The organism is Clostridium sp. UBA6640 (assembly GCF_002455975.1).
In the GTDB taxonomy this organism is placed as follows: domain Bacteria; phylum Bacillota; class Clostridia; order Clostridiales; family Clostridiaceae; genus Clostridium_J.
Genome location: NZ_DKLM01000105.1, coordinates 1 through 15,685, shown reverse-complemented (window position 1 = coordinate 15,685; position 15,685 = coordinate 1). Strand labels below are relative to the sequence as shown.

At 28.4% G+C, this 15,685-nt stretch carries 11 protein-coding genes and 1 pseudogene; 5 read left to right on the top strand and 7 right to left on the bottom strand.

The genetic code is table 11. The features are described from left to right. Positions 1-880: 880 nt before the first annotated feature. The 6 genes and pseudogenes from B2W91_RS11495 to B2W91_RS11470 form a co-directional block, all read right to left on the bottom strand. A pseudogene (locus B2W91_RS11495) lies at positions 881-1,813 on the bottom strand (glycoside hydrolase family 25 protein); the annotation flags it as partial. Between the two features lie 346 nt (positions 1,814-2,159). Next, positions 2,160-2,612, bottom strand: a complete 453-nt coding sequence (locus B2W91_RS11490) for a hypothetical protein (RefSeq protein WP_291580972.1) — start codon at positions 2,610-2,612, stop codon at positions 2,160-2,162. 314 nt (positions 2,613-2,926) lie between these two features. Further along, positions 2,927-4,333, bottom strand: coding sequence for a PdaC/SigV domain-containing protein (locus B2W91_RS11485; RefSeq protein ID WP_291580970.1), 1,407 nt, complete (start codon positions 4,331-4,333; stop codon positions 2,927-2,929). 114 nt (positions 4,334-4,447) lie between these two features. After that, positions 4,448-6,679, bottom strand: coding sequence for an N-acetylmuramoyl-L-alanine amidase (locus B2W91_RS11480; RefSeq protein ID WP_291580967.1), 2,232 nt, complete (start codon positions 6,677-6,679; stop codon positions 4,448-4,450). A gap of 556 nt (positions 6,680-7,235) precedes the next feature. Then, complete coding sequence (locus B2W91_RS11475; RefSeq protein ID WP_291580965.1) at positions 7,236-9,599, bottom strand: cell wall-binding repeat-containing protein; 2,364 nt, start codon at positions 9,597-9,599, stop codon at positions 7,236-7,238. Positions 9,600-9,953: 354 nt separating this feature from the next. After that, positions 9,954-11,324 carry an 8-oxoguanine deaminase gene (locus tag B2W91_RS11470; protein WP_291580962.1) on the bottom strand — a complete coding sequence of 457 codons (1,371 nt, stop codon included), beginning with the start codon at positions 11,322-11,324 and terminating at the stop codon, positions 9,954-9,956. Between the two features lie 331 nt (positions 11,325-11,655). On the opposite strand from B2W91_RS11470, the gene B2W91_RS11465 reads away from it, so the two are divergent. Next, a complete protein-coding gene (locus tag B2W91_RS11465) occupies positions 11,656-12,027 on the top strand; it encodes a hypothetical protein (RefSeq protein ID WP_291580960.1) in 372 nt (123 codons plus the stop codon). Between the two features lie 231 nt (positions 12,028-12,258). Then, positions 12,259-12,825: a rubrerythrin family protein gene (locus B2W91_RS11460; protein ID WP_291580958.1), complete on the top strand. Its 567-nt coding sequence runs from the start codon at positions 12,259-12,261 to the stop codon at positions 12,823-12,825. 73 nt (positions 12,826-12,898) lie between these two features. Here B2W91_RS11460 and B2W91_RS11455 read toward each other — a convergent pair whose 3' ends face one another. After that, positions 12,899-13,150, bottom strand: coding sequence for a TIGR03905 family TSCPD domain-containing protein (locus B2W91_RS11455; protein ID WP_039630031.1), 252 nt, complete (start codon positions 13,148-13,150; stop codon positions 12,899-12,901). A gap of 359 nt (positions 13,151-13,509) precedes the next feature. Here B2W91_RS11455 and B2W91_RS11450 point away from each other — a divergent pair, with 359 nt between their 5' ends. The 3 genes from B2W91_RS11450 (at position 13,510) to B2W91_RS11440 (ending at position 15,478) form a co-directional block, all read left to right on the top strand. After that, entirely contained in the window at positions 13,510-14,172 is a 663-nt protein-coding gene (locus tag B2W91_RS11450; RefSeq protein WP_291580956.1) for an isochorismatase family cysteine hydrolase, read from the top strand. 65 nt (positions 14,173-14,237) lie between these two features. Continuing rightward, positions 14,238-14,861: a DUF2238 domain-containing protein gene (locus tag B2W91_RS11445; RefSeq protein WP_291580955.1), complete on the top strand. Its 624-nt coding sequence runs from the start codon at positions 14,238-14,240 to the stop codon at positions 14,859-14,861. Between the two features lie 89 nt (positions 14,862-14,950). Beyond that, positions 14,951-15,478, top strand: a complete 528-nt coding sequence (locus tag B2W91_RS11440) for a 2'-5' RNA ligase family protein (protein WP_291580953.1) — start codon at positions 14,951-14,953, stop codon at positions 15,476-15,478. Positions 15,479-15,685: the final 207 nt, after the last annotated feature.

The window sequence follows — 15,685 nt, the reverse complement described above, 5'->3', positions numbered from 1 at the left end:
CATAAAAATCATCTGCAGTTATATTGGATACCTGAATGTTAGGTTCCCATTTATATTGAAAGTCATCGACTTTATCTGTAATCATATTTGATGCTTGAACGTTAGATTCCCTTTCATACCCAAAGTCATTAACTTCACCTGTAATTATATTAGATACTTGAATATCAGCATCTTGCTCATATTCAAAGTCATCAAATTCATTTTTTTCTTCTTCTAAAGTATATTTAAATAAAGGAGAGTATTCTCTTTTATTTTCATCTCTTCTTTCCATATAACCCTGCGGATCTACTACTTTAACAGGATAATAGTAGAGCTCATCATCTTCATCGTAATATATCTCATATTTGCTTCTATAGAGATTATCATGAGTCTTTTCATATTTGCAATACTGATTATCTTCGTAAACTTCATCTAATTTATTGCATCCTATGCTGTAAGAATCATCATTTTCTACATCTTGATAGTAATTATCATAACATTTGCTAGAATTTCCAAGTCTCATATCTTCTTTATGAAAATCTTTAACGTCCATATAATTCCTATAATAATTATACGCTCTATTACAATTATCAGATTTTATGTCCTTTTTATAATCACTATGACCTTCCTGGTAACTTATGGGCATAATATTTTTTCTATAACTATTTTGTTTTTTATCATAGTTAAATTCCATATGTTTTTTGTAACAATTGCAATCTTTACTATACTCTTTAGGGTTTACATCTTCTTTATATTCAGCGTGCTTTTTATCATAATTTTCAACCTCTATATCTTTTTTATAATTACCATATTCCTCCTTATGCTCCTCAGAATCTTTATCTTTTTCCTGTCTTTCATCACTATGATTATCTTCTATCTCATCATAAGCATGCCTAAGCATTACTATAGTTTTTGTTCTGTTTTGAGAAAAATCGCCTGTTACATCAAAAGCTTCAATCCCAACTTCATATCTAGCATTTTTATTTGGATACCAAAGTCTTATAGTATGGCTAGTAGCATTTCTGCCTACAGTACCTACATATTCAGAGTCTAAGAATATATTATATCCATTTAAATCTACATCCGTATTCCTATCCCAAGACAAATAGATATTTCCATCACTACCATAAGCTTTTAAATTTCTAACATCTCTAGGTGGTGTTAAGTAATCTAGATTAGTAGGACCATAATTTAAATCCACCGGAGGATTTACACCTGGTATGATTCCATTTTCAGCAAATTGCCACAGTGTCCACCTAGTCCATCCACCTCCATCTGGTGGATAAGGCGGATTACCTTGAATTTCTGGGTACATTGCAATCCAGAGAGGCATATCAGATAATATAAAACCTTTTGTGGAATGATAGAAATTGTTATAAAGATCAATAAAAAAGGAACCAGTATAAAGCATTAATATCCTTCTAGTTTTTCTTTCAAATCTTCTTCTAAATCTATCTACCCAATCTAATAGTGCATCAGTAGAAATTGATTTATCTAGTGGATATTCTATATCTACTACTGGAAACATATCACCATATCTTCCAGGACCATATGCCTCCTCGAGTATTCTAATGAAATCATCACATTGTGAATCAGCGGTAGTTAGATCATAGGAAGGTACCGCATAATGATATGCACCGCTTATTATTCCTACTGATCTAAGCCCTCTAACATATTCAAAAAACAGTCTATCAACTCTGAATCTTCCTGTTCCTGAACCAGACGCACGTACATAGCAATATGGTGTTCTAGTTGCTAGTAATGCATAGTCTACCTCGCCTCGCCATTCGTTTATATCAGGACCTATAATACTATTAGGACTTCTATCTTGCATAGATTCCTCCATATATAAAGTAATTCACTTATATAATATTACAATATGGAAATTTTTGTTACATATTATTAAATTCTATTTTTACTTAATATATTACTTTCTTCCTCATATTGTACATTATTGACTGGCTATATTTTTTTGTAAGAATTAATTTCCATCACAATTGTGAATTTTCCATTTTTAATTTTCAATTGATTAAGTTCCCCAGAGAAAGAATTTTTTATGGAAATTAAAATCATGCATAAGTTAACTTTTCGTTAAGAAACCCTATATCTATATACACTTGGTATAGGATAAAAGGCATAAAAAGCATAAAAAATATGCAAGATATTTATCTTGCATATTTTTAAGATACACAGCAAACTAATTCATCCATAAAATAATCTTGAAGTTTTTCTAAATGATTAAGATCATCTTCTTTAATTACTTCGAATATTTGCTCTGCTAAATCTTCTTGAAAATTATCAAAATTCACTTCTGCTAAATATTGAACTAAGGTTCCTTTATCTAACTCCTCAAAACTATATTTATATATAGTTTGTACTCCTCCTCTTTTACTCTTAATAGTAAATATTTTATTAGTAATAAAATCTATAATTTCTGCCGTAGATTGCAATTCAATATCATCACTTAGCATTATACTTCTAAGCTTTGACCCCTCTCCTAGAGGCTCTTCAGATAATTTCTCCATGTTTAAAATGTGATCCCATATTATTGAAAAAACCTTCAATTCTACAAATAAGTTAAATATGTCTTCTAATTTCTTTGGTATAACTATGGAATTTGAAAACTTGTACATTTTTTTCATCCCCTCCATCTAAAGTAAGTTTATTATATCATATTTTACATAATTTGTAAGCTACATATGTAATCTATTTTTCTCTATTAACTCTCATAAAATATGATATCTCTTGTTTTAAAATTTTTTTTTACTATTAAAAGATATTTTTTGATAATATTTAGCTATTTATGCTGTATTTTTAATAAGAACGAGAAAGATAATTTTCATAATGAATTTAATTATATCAAATTATTATGAATAAATAATTACTTAAGTAATATTTTTTATCAAAATTTATATTTATATAAAAGAACGTGACAAGATCACGCTCTTTAATGCTCTATAAACTGTGGATTCACTTTATCACCAAATTTATAAAGTGGTATATAAAATTTTGGAGCTCCAAAATCCTTTGAAAGTATTTCTCCTGCTTCGAATAAGATTACTAAGTTTCCTCTATAAATGTAATATGGCTGTTCTGCTTTAATAGTTTTAAAGTTATAATCATATTTATACTCTGAACTTTTAATAATATTTTCAATTTGATTATTTATTTCTGCATTTATTAAAGTTACATAATCAGTACCTTTTTTAAAAACATCAGAAAGTTTATAATTCTCCCCAGTAATCAAATTAAAATTATAGCCTTTATCATAAAGTATATAGTTAATTGTAGTTCCATCATTTGCTGAATAAGTTATATCTATACTAATTAAATCTGGATTAACAAAATATTCATCTGAATAAACTGATGCACCCCATGTAACAGGCCTATCATATATATTTAGCTTCCCCTTACTTAATTCGGCTTTCTTTTTAACATCTTTAGTAAAATTCTTAATATCTTTAGTTATAATAGTATTTATTTGTTTTTCTATAATAGGATTATCTAAATTTTTAATTTGTGGATAGTATAAATATTCGCTATAGTTTTCTTCTTTTTTAACAGATTGCTCTTTTTCAATACTAACATTATCACTTTTAATACTTACATTTTTTTTAAGTCCATGTTTGAATTTTGAATAGGGAATTTTAAACTCAGGAATACCTGCGACATATGGAGCAATATCATATAGTGGATAATAAACCACTATTCCATCCTTAGTTAAATAGAAACTTTGATCATATGGAATTCCATGTAATGTATTTAATATATCCTTAAAATATTTATCTGGTTCTTTGGATATTTGATTTCTAACTTCATCTAAAATAACCTTTCTATAATTATCTTCTTCATAAAGAAAGTCTTTTAAATATCCTGTTTTCCCGGTATTTAAATCAAAATTATAAGCTATTTTTTCTGTGTTACCATGTGCTCCACCTGTATAATTGTATAAAGTTACTACCACACTTAATATATTGCCTTGATTATACATCACTTCATAATCTGATGTTACATTATATTTCATAAAAGGCTGTTCTTTTTCTTTAGTATTAAAAAATTCCTTTGCCTCTTTTTCTGTAGTGTTTTTTAAATCCATAATGGGCTTTTCTATTTTATCATTCATAATTTTCTCTGTAACCTTGTTATTATAAGTTATCACTGGTATCTTTAAATCTACTTCTATGTACTCATTAGTATACTTTATTTCCTTAGGCTCTACTATAGCATTATATTTAGGAGCACTAACTAATCTAGGTGGATTTATTTCCACTGTAGGTGGTTTATCCTTTGCTAATACAATACTATTAATACTTAATGTAAAACAAACTATTATGCCAAATATTATTTTCCTCATATTATCACCTCTAGCTTTTTTTATTATTTTTCCCCTATTAATTGTTAGTACACCTGTTAAATTTAAACAAAAAAAAGCAAATTGATAAATCAATTTGCTTTCTTCGTAATTATTCTATTTTACACTTATATAACTAGTATCTAATATGTCATTTGGAATTAAAGCATTAGATCCGAATATATAAGCTTTATCTATTGACCATAGATTGCTTTCTATTATTCCTCTTGCAGTAGCTTGTCTTGGATGAGTTAAAATTATAGGATGTCCACCCTTAGCTGCTAATGCTGATCCTGATAGTGCATCAGGATAATCTATTCCAGTTACAACATAAATGTTTGAAAAGTTTATAGCTCCCTTAAACTCATTAATAATAGCTTTATTAGTGTCATATCTATTATTTCCACCTAGCCTCTTTACTGCTGGAAGATTCGATGCCACTTGCTTACTAATAACACCTTCTGCTCCAACTACATAGCTTTGCTGGATATTTTGGCTATCTATATATTCTTTTACAANNCCTGTAGCAAAAACCATCTTACCACTATTACCAACTTCTTTTGCAATGAGCACTGAAGTTTCATATCTATTAGCTCCACCAATTCTCTTTATATCAATTCCTAAAGCTTTTATTTGATTTTCTACATTTTTGCTAAGAGCACCTTCTCCTCCAACAATAAATACTTGTTTAGCTTTTAATCTTTGCAATTCACTTTTAAGACCTTCAGTTAAACTTTTTTGTTCACTTAATAAAATAGGCGCATTGTATTTTTTTGCTAATGGCCCAGCACATAATGCATCTGGATAATCTATTCCACTAGCTATTACTGCATAATCAGAATTTTGCCATCCTTTTTTTGAAGCTTCATAAGATGTTAAATATCTATTACTTCCAAAAATTCTTTCTCCTACTACATTACCTTTAATATGTACTGTTGCTGAAGCCTTAAATCCTCCATCCTTTGTTGTTGCTGTAATAGTAGTAGTTCCTGCGCTTTTTCCTGTTATATTCCCATAAGCATCTACTACTGCAGCATAGGGATGGCTTGAAGTCCATGTTACTTGTTTATTTCCTGCATTTTGAGGAGCTACTTGCGCTTGAATCGTCACTGTCTCATCTTTCTTTAAGTACACAGTATCCTTACTAAGAGTAACACCAGTTACAGCCTCTCCTCCAGTTGGAGGTGTTACCGTTCCTTGAGAATCTTTTAAATAAGATAAAACTCCTGCTACAATGGCATTAGCACAATCTTCTCTAAATTTATCTGTTCTCATTTTTTCTTCTATAGTTGGATTGCTTATGAAGTCCAATTCAGCTAAGATTGCTGGCATATAGGTTTGTCTAACAACTGCAAAATCAGCACTTTTAACGCCTCTATTTTTAGAACCAAGAGTATTTAGAAGATTATTTTGTACTAATCCAGCTAACTTTTTGCTTTCATTTATTCTTTCTCCAGTACCACTATAAACATAAGTTTCTGTTCCACTTACGCTTCTATCACTAAATGAATTATTATGAATAGACACAAAAGCATCTGCTCCAAAAATATTTGCCATGTCTGCTCTAGGAGAAAGATCAACAAATACATCTGTAGTTCTACTCATCTGAACTTTAATCCCTTGAGCTTCTAATTTACTTTTAACCTTCATCCCTACAGCTAAAGTAACTTCTTTTTCTGTTAACTTATTTAATCCAATAGCACCTGGATCTGATCCACCATGTCCTGGATCTATAAATACTTTATATTCTTTATTTTTGAAATTTGCATTGTTTAATATGTAACTCTGTGGTGTGTTAAGATCTAAACTATTTATCTTTTCTTCAAATTCACTAAATCCACCTTTAACTTTTTCTAGTGGTTCATCATTTAATTCAAGTTCATTATCTTTATTTCCAACATTCCCATTTTCTTCTCCGTAACTACTATAACTTTTGGCAGATACAGATTCATTCCCTACTTCTTCTACATATATTTCAAATACATATTTTGTACTATCATCTATAGCATATACTTTAGCCTTTCCATATTGTAAAGCACTAATCTCTCCTAAACTATCAACTGAAACTATCTCTTCATTAGAAGACAGCCAAACTAGTTTTTTTGCATCTTCTTTTGTAGAAACCACATATTTATATAAATAGGTATTATCACCTTTTGATAAACTTATTGGCTCCTTATTTATTTCTAAATATTTTTCATAGTTTTTTAATTCATTATTAAAATTTGATAAATTATTTTCTAAGGAAAATGTAACATTTGAAAAAAATGTTGAAAAGACAAATGTAAAAAGTAAAACTAAGGAAAAAAACTTAATATATCTGCTTCTTAAATTTTTATAACTGTCCAATGAAATCCCTCCTCGCCCCTTAACATAAATTTTTATTCTTCATAAAAGTGTAAAATCCTTCTAAATATATTTAAAAAGTTTAGAAAATTTCCTTGCATTTTTATATAGGATTTTAGCATGAAATCTTAACTTATTTTAAACAAATTATTGATAAAGTTTTATTTTCATTACTGTTTAATAAAGCTTTTATGAAAATATATAACTTGTAAACAAGTTAAGATAAAGCCTTAAAATTCTATAGATAATTTAATAAATATAAAATTAACTTTTTATTATAATGCTATTTGATTTCTACATTTTAAAAATATAAATTAATTATATGTTTTAGAAGGTTAAATAAATAATTGGAATACAAAGATATTATCTTAGGAATATTTAGTATGTATACTATATCCATTCATGGAAATACATTCAAAATACTGCACATGAAATCATATAAATAGTACACTAAACAAACAAAAACTGCAACCTAAAAGTTGCAGTTTTTGTTATATTTTTCGTATTATTTTTATTAAATTTAAATCTTAGTAGATATCAATCTGTATTTATTATTGTATTACTTTACAGTTATATAACTAATATCTAATATATTATTTGGAATTAAATCACTAGCTCCAAATACATAAGCTTTATCTATTGACCATAGATTGCTTTCTATTATCCCTCTTGCAGTAGCTTCTCTTGTATGGGTTAAAATTATAGGATGTCCATTCTTAGCTGCTAATGCTGAACCTGATAGTGCATCAGGATAATCCATTCCAGTTACAACATAAATATTTGAAAAGTTTATAGCTCCCTTAAACTCATTAATGATAGCTTTATTAGTGTCAAATCTATTATTTCCACCTAGCCTCTTCACTGCTGGAAGATTTGATGCCACTTGTTTACTAATAACACCTTCTGCTCCAACTACATAGCTTTGCTGGATATTCTGACTATCTATATATTCTTTTACAACTTTATTAACATTATCTTTACTAACTAATACTATAGGCATTGATAAGTTTGCTGCTATTGGTGCAATAGATAATGCATCTGGATAATCTAAACCTGTAGCAAAAACCATCTTACTGCTATTTCCCACTTCTTTTGCAATTAGTACTGAAGTTTCATATCTATTAGCTCCACCAATTCTCTTTATATTAATTCCTAAAGCTTTTATCTGATTTTCTGTATCTTTGCTAAGGGCACCTTCTCCTCCAACAATAAATACCTGTTTAACTTCTAATCTTTGTAATTCATTTTTAAGACCCTCAGTTAAACTTTTTTGTTCACTTAATAAAATAGGCGCATTATATTTTTTTGCTAATGGTCCAGCACATAACGCATCTGGATAATCTACTCCACTAGCTATTACTGCATAATCAGAATTTTGCCATCCTCTTTTTGAAGCCTCATAAGATCTTAAATATCCATTACTTCCAAGAATTCTTTCTCCTACTACATTACCTTTAACATTTACTGTTGTCGAAGCCTTAAATCCTCCATCCTTTGTTGTTGCTGTAATGGTAGTAGTTCCTGCACTTTTCCCTATTATATTACCATAGGCATCTACTACTGCAACATAAGGATGACTTGAAGTCCATGCTACTTGCTTATTTCCTGCATTTTGAGGAGCTACTTGTGCCTCTATTGCTACTATATCTTCTTTCTTTAAGTATACAGTATCCTTGCTAAGGGTGACCCCAGTTACAGCTTCTCCTACAGTTGGAGGTATCACTTCTCCAGTAGGAGGTGTTACTTCTCCAGCAGGAGGTATTACTATTCCAGAAGGATTTTGTAAATAAGATAAAACTCCTGTTACAATAGCATTAGCACAATCTTCTTTAAATTTATCCGTTCTCATTTTTTCTTCTATAGTTGGATTGCTTATAAACTCTAATTCAGCTAAAACTGCTGGCATATAAGTTTCTCTCACAACTGCAAAATCCGCACTTTTAACCTTTCTATTTTTAGAGCCAAGATTATTAATTAAATTATTTTGTATTGGCGTGGCCAATTTTTTACTTTCATTTATTCTTTCTCCAGTACCAGTATAAACATAGGTTTCTGTTCCACTTGTACTTCTGTCACTAAAAGAGTTACAGTGAATTGATACAAAAGCATGTGCTCCAAAAATATTTGCTATTTGCGCTCTTGGAGAAAGATCAACAAATGCATCTGTAGTTCTACTTGTCTGAACTTTAATACCTTGAGCTTCTAGTTTATTTTTTACTTTTAAACCCACATCTAAAGTCACGTCTTTTTCCATTAGCCTATTTAAGCCAATAGCACCTGTTTCTGATCCTCCATGTCCTGGATCTATAAATACCTTATGCTCTTTCCCCTTAAAAGCTTCATGATTTAATATGTAATTCTGTGGTACATTGAAATCTAAGTTTTTTATCTTTTCTTCAAATTCACTGAATTCACCGTTAACCTTTTCTTTCTCTCCATCATTTAGCTGAAGTTCATCTTCTTTAACTTCTATGTCTCCATTGTCATTTTCTTCATTTTTGCCGCTTTTTATAGATGCAGCTTTATCTCCCAAATCTTTTACATATACTTCAAAGATAAATTTCGTGCTGCTATCTATAGCATATACTTTTGCTCTTCCATATCCTAAAGTCGTAATTTTACCTTCATTATTAACAGAAACTATATCTTCATTTGAAGACAACCAAACCAAATTTTTCGCTTCTTCTTTAGTAGAAACTACAAATTTATATAAATAGCTAGTTTTGCCTTTGGATAAACTTATTGGTTCTTTATTTATCTCTAAATATTTATCATACTTTTTTAACTCATTGTTAAAATTTGATAAGCTATTTTCTAGTGAAAATGTAATAGTTGAAAAAGATATTGAAAAAATAAATGTGAAAACTAAAACCAATGAAAAAAATTTAGCATATGTACTTTTTAAATTTTTATAGTTACTCAATGAAATTCCTCCTCTTCCATAGCTATAGATTCATTATTCTTCATTGGAGCATAAAATCCTTCTAAAGTATATTTGAAAGCTTCTTATTATATTGTGTAAACGATTTCAATTTTTATGATTATGTTCTTATCATCTTTTATTACTTCTTCAATGAAAATAAATGCTAATAATATTAATAAATTTTCAGATCAATATTTTACTTTCATATATAAGCAAAAAACAGCTACAAAGAGCTGTTTTCCAGATAGATAACCTACATATAAAACTATTAGTTTACAAAACTAATAGCAAATTTTCTCCTACTTAATCGAAGATCATAATTAATCTAAGTAAATATCTAATTATTATATAGTTTTAATTATTCGATGTTTTATTTTTTTCTATAATTTTTTTCGCCACTTTATCTGCATTTATCTTTATATCTTCTGTATTCATAGTTAGAAGAATACCATCCTTAACCACTATTTTCCCATTTACTATAGTATATTTAACTACACTACTATTACCACAACAAACTATAGCTACGATAGGGTCATGACATCCTGCATAAGCCACATCATTTAGATCTACAGCAATAATATCCGCTGCTTTTCCTACTTCAATATATCCAGTATCATATCTACCTAATACCTCTGCTCCCCCTCTTGTGGCCATTTTTAATACTTCATAAGCTGACAATCCTTTATCTCCATACTTTAAGTGATTTAAAAGATATGCTCTTTTTACTTCTTCCCACATATTAGAGCCATCATTAGATGCACTACCATCTACTGCAATGCCAATTGGAACATTTGCTTTGTACAATTCTGAAGTTCTACATATTCCACTGCCAAGCTTCATATTAGAACTTGGACAATGAGCTATTCCTGCACCTTGTATAGCTTTAATTTCTCTATCATTTAAAAATATTCCATGTGCATACCAAACATCCTTGCCAATCCATTCTAATTCCTCCATAAGTTCTACAGGTCTTCTTCCATATTTTTCAATGCAAAATTTTTCTTCATCTAAAGTTTCAGCTAAATGAGTGTGCATCATAACACCTTTTTTTCTAGCTAGATCTTTAGTACTAATCATTAAGTCTTTACTTACAGAAAATGGTGAGCATGGCGCTAATGCAATTCTAGTCATTGCATAATCTTCCTTATCATGATATTTATTTATTAATCTCTCTGAGTCAGTTAGTATTTCATCTTCCTTTTGAACAACTGAATCTGGTGGTAATCCACCATTACTTTTTCCTAAACACATAGAACCTCTTGTAGCATGAAATCTTATACCAACTTCTTTTGCTGCTTTTATTTGTTCATCTATCAACCTTTCACTATTGTTTTTTGGAAATAAATAATGATGATCCATAGTTAAAGTGCATCCAGTTTTTAATAATTCACTGAACCCTACAAGTGCTCCATAATAAACTGCACTACTATCAATATATTTCCAAAATTCATAAAGCCCAGTGAGCCAAGGGAAAAGTGGTAAATCTTGTACTTCTTTAATCCCTCTAAAAAGAGTTTGATAAAGATGATGATGGGTATTAACAAATCCAGGCATTAAGGTCAATTCACTGCAATCTATAACCTCAACATCTTCTTTAACATTAATGTCCTTAGCTATTTTCTCAATTTTATTAGATACTACCAATAAATCTACATTGTTTAATATACTTTCTTTATCATTCATAGTTATAAGTGTAGATATATTTTTTAATAATATATTATTCAAAATATCCCCCCCTAGTTTATAATCTTCTCTTAATTATATATATATTATTTTATAATTAATACTTTCTCAACTAATAATTTATAATTTTCCCAATATTTAATAAATTAGTTAGATTAAATATTTTATTAATAGTAAATTTATAAAATAGTTTTTCCAGAATTTTATGTAATAAAATGTAAAAATTAAGAGCCTTAATTTTCAGAATATTAATATCTTTTTCGGTTTAAGGATGATATACTAATAAAAAGCAATAATTGGCAGTAGTTAATTATTGTTTTTTATTATACCTATAATTCTTTATATAATATATTTAATAAATGGAGGTGATTTAATGGATTACACTTTAACTACTATGGAAGCATTTAAAATATTGTATGATAATCCAACTTATAGAGCTATAAATGCTGAAGGCCATACTTTAGAGCTTAGAGGTGAAGAAAAGTATATTATTCATCGTCGTGTTAAACTTGCTAAAGATAAACATGTCAGTATGAAGGATACTTGGAGGATTATAAAACCTATATCCTATGAAAAAGCAAATGAGCTATTTAAACGCTTGAGAACTATTGAATGTAGGTTTGAGGATGGAGTTAAAAAAATATATAGTAAAATGCCTATTAATGGTCAATTCATTATAGAAAGCGATTTGCCATATTGTAAGAATTGTTTATGGTATTGTTTTAGCTATATAGATGAGGAGTAATTTTACAATAATTATTTATGGACATTTCTGAAAACTATTATAAAGTAAAAAGGCAATAGGAATTTCTATTTAAAGAAACCTCCTATTGTCTTTTTACTTTATAAATATGAACTTTTTTCTCACTTAGTCATTTCAATAGCTTTTCATAGAAATAATCCATTTCCTTGTATTTTGTACCATATTTTGTAAATACATATATAATATTATAGAGATATTTTTAGGAGGTTTACTATGAATTACGGCAGAAGTGATATTAGAAGTCTTAAAGGAAGTGAAACTGAGAAAAATTTACTTAGAACCTTTGCTGGAGAGTCAAGAGCTTCAAATAAGTATATGCTCTTTGCAGAAAAAGCTAGGGAAGATGGATACCAATATGTAGCACAAGTATTTGAAGAAACTGCCCTTAACGAACGAGCTCATAGTAGAGTTGCATATAGAGATTTCTTAAAGCAAGTAAGATCTACTGATGATAACTTAATGTCTGCTATAAAAGGTGAAACAGAAGAAGCTACTAAAATTTATAAAGAATATGAAGATGTAGCTAGACGTGAAGGCTTTAATCGAATTGCTGATTTTTATAAAGAATTAAGAGAAGTTGAAGAATCTCATGAAAAGAGGTTTAAAGCATTACATGACAGAGTTATAAGTGATATGATGTTTAAAAGTAACAAGGTAGAATTCTGGCAATGTATGAATTGTGGTTATATACATGAAGGCTTAGAGGCCCCTATGGTTTGTCCGCTATGTAAGTACCCTAGATCTTATTTTAAAATTCAATGTAAAGATTATGAATTATAGAAAAAAATAAGCAGTTTGTTAAAGCTGCTTATTTTTCAAATATATGCAAAATATTAACCACATACATATTATATTATTTTACATTTAAAACCAACTCTTCTAAAGCAGTAGCAAATTGATCTGGACATGAAGTTGAAGTTTTGCAAGGCACTCCTTTTAATCTTTTAACAACCTCATTAACTTCCATACCTTCTAATAAGGCTGCTAGTCCTTTAGTATTCCCTGGACATCCTCTAAAAAATTCAACATTTTTAACTTTATCATCCTCTACTTCAAATTTAACTTCTGTTGCACAACATCCTTTTATTTTATATGTATATTCCATTATTTTCTCTCCTATCTATAGCTTTATTTCATATATGAATATACATAAAAATACTAAGACATGCAATATATTTATAAAATATTGTATAAGATAGCAAAATATATCACATTAAAATATAATGATTTACTTAAGTATTTTAATTTACAACTTAAAATACTGAATAATTAACAGTTGGCAATTGATGATGAATTTTATACTAATGTGAATCTCATCAATTTAATAATCAACTATATGAATGCATATACTAAATTTGAAAGCAGCAGATGTATATGTATATACATCTGTAAAACAATATTTGACACTAACATTTTATTTGCCTATAATTTTATTAAAATATAGTTTTATTAGGAGAGAAGTATATGTTTAATGATATTGATAAATATGTTAATTCTTTTAAAGATATTATTTCTTTAATTAAAGAAAAGTCTACAAAATCTATTTCTATTAAAGATTTGCCTACAGCTGAGACTGCACTTGTAGTAATAGATATGATAAACGGTTTTGCTAAATCAGGAAATCTTTATAGTCCTAGAATAGAAGCTTTAATCCCTGAAATAAGCTCTATCATGAAATACTGCAAAGATGAAAATATAAAAGTTATTGCTTTTGGTGATAGTCATACAGATTTATCACCAGAATTTGATTCCTATCCTAAGCATTGTATAAAAAGTAGTTTTGAAGCAGACATGGTTGAGCCATTAAAGTCTATTAATAATTATAATTTTATAGAAAAAAACTCAACTAATGGATTCTTAGAGGAAAAGTTTCAAATTTTTATTAGAGATAATCCTAAAATAACTAATTTCATCATTGTAGGAGACTGCACTGACATTTGTATTGAGCAATTTGCAACTACACTTAAAGCATATTTTAACAAAAATAATATAATTTCTAGAATAATTGTTCCTATGAATGCTGTAGATACTTATGATTTATCTCCTCATAATGGTGACTTAATGCATATATTAGGATTATTTATGATGATAAATAATGGAGTAGAAATAATAAGTTCAATTAAGTAATTATTTAGATAATCTTTGGGAATACTATCTTTACATTCCTATTTATAATTGGAAAGGTGATAGTTATGGACTCTAAGGATAAAAAATTTCACTTATTTTTATTATTTAGTATTATCATAATTCTAATATGGTCAGGTATTAGACCCTATAGCAGATATAATTGGTTCTTTGAAGTTTTTTCTTGTTTTATCATTATAGCTGTATTATTTTTCACATATAATAAATTTAAATTTTCTAATTTAGTATATATTGTAATATGGCTTGCTTTAGCTACTATGGCTATAGGTGGACATTACTACTATAAAAATGTTCCATTCTTTAACTACCTTAAAGATGTGTTCCATTTATCTAGAAATCATTTTGACAGATTAGGACACATAATACAAGGTGCAGTTCCAGCTTTAGTAACTGCTGAACTTCTTATTAGAAAAAAAGTACTAAAAAATAAATTTTTTATTTTTATTATTTCATTTTCTGTTTCTTTAGCAATAAGTGCTCTATATGAGATAGGAGAAGTGGTAGGAGGATATTATATAGCTCATATGAAATATGATTTTTTACAAATGCAGGGTGACCAATGGGATACTCAATGGGATATGCTCTGTGCAGCTATAGGTGCATTTTTCTCTCTTACTGCTTTAAGTCCAATACACTGGAAAATATTAAGGAAAAAATTTAACGTAAGATAAAGAATTGATATTATCAGCTCTTTATCTTTTTTAATACTAATCATTACTTTAATTAGATAATATTAATCTATGCTTGGAGGTAGTAATTCATGAGATATGTTATTGTATGTACAATTAAAGGCCCTGCTGGAGAGTTCAATAATAAATTGAGAAAAGATATTTTTCATAAATTTGGTGCTAAATCTTCAAAACTTCCTGCTCATTTTACCATAAAAGCCCCTTTTGACTATGATGATATTACAGAACTAGAAAATACATTAGAGAATTTCTCAAAAACTTATAGTAAAGCACCTATCGAAATTAAAGACTATAACTTTTTTAGAAAAGATGTACTATATATGGACGTCAAAATGTCAAAAGAAGCTAAAGATACTCATGATAAACTTATAAATGAGCTAGTAAAACTTCCTTACTTAACCTTTAAATCTAATGAAGGAAAAAATAAAGTTTTTCATATAACTGTAGCTTCTAAAAAAATTTATGATAAATTTGAATCAATAAAAAATTATGTAGAATCCTTCCCTTGTAACTTTCAAAGCTTTTTTGACAACATAGGAATTTACAAGTGGGTAGATAATACCTGGGTACTGCATAAAGAATATGAACTATTACCTTAAATATTTCATAAAAAACTCCACGGCATTAACCATGGAGTTTTAATCTTTAATTTTTATTTCATGTATAACGATTTTTACTATAGAAATTAAAATATGGTCGAAATTAGTTTTAATCAAACTAATTTTTTACTAAAAGTGACTGTGTCACCTGAAAAGAAATCAATTTAAAACTTCTCTTGAGAGAAGTATCCATAATTGTCCATTGTC

What these genes read in the sequence shown, in the direction of transcription:
- B2W91_RS11455 (WP_039630031.1), bottom strand. Translation starts at nt 13,150, where the DNA reads ATGGAATATACATATAAAATAAAAGGATGTTGTGCAACAGAAGTTAAA.
- B2W91_RS11450 (WP_291580956.1), top strand. Translation starts at nt 13,510, where the DNA reads ATGTTTAATGATATTGATAAATATGTTAATTCTTTTAAAGATATTATT.
- B2W91_RS11445 (WP_291580955.1), top strand. Translation starts at nt 14,238, where the DNA reads ATGGACTCTAAGGATAAAAAATTTCACTTATTTTTATTATTTAGTATT.
- B2W91_RS11490 (WP_291580972.1), bottom strand. Translation starts at nt 2,612, where the DNA reads ATGTACAAGTTTTCAAATTCCATAGTTATACCAAAGAAATTAGAAGAC.
- B2W91_RS11465 (WP_291580960.1), top strand. Translation starts at nt 11,656, where the DNA reads ATGGATTACACTTTAACTACTATGGAAGCATTTAAAATATTGTATGAT.
- B2W91_RS11440 (WP_291580953.1), top strand. Translation starts at nt 14,951, where the DNA reads ATGAGATATGTTATTGTATGTACAATTAAAGGCCCTGCTGGAGAGTTC.
- B2W91_RS11460 (WP_291580958.1), top strand. Translation starts at nt 12,259, where the DNA reads ATGAATTACGGCAGAAGTGATATTAGAAGTCTTAAAGGAAGTGAAACT.
- B2W91_RS11485 (WP_291580970.1), bottom strand. Translation starts at nt 4,333, where the DNA reads ATGAGGAAAATAATATTTGGCATAATAGTTTGTTTTACATTAAGTATT.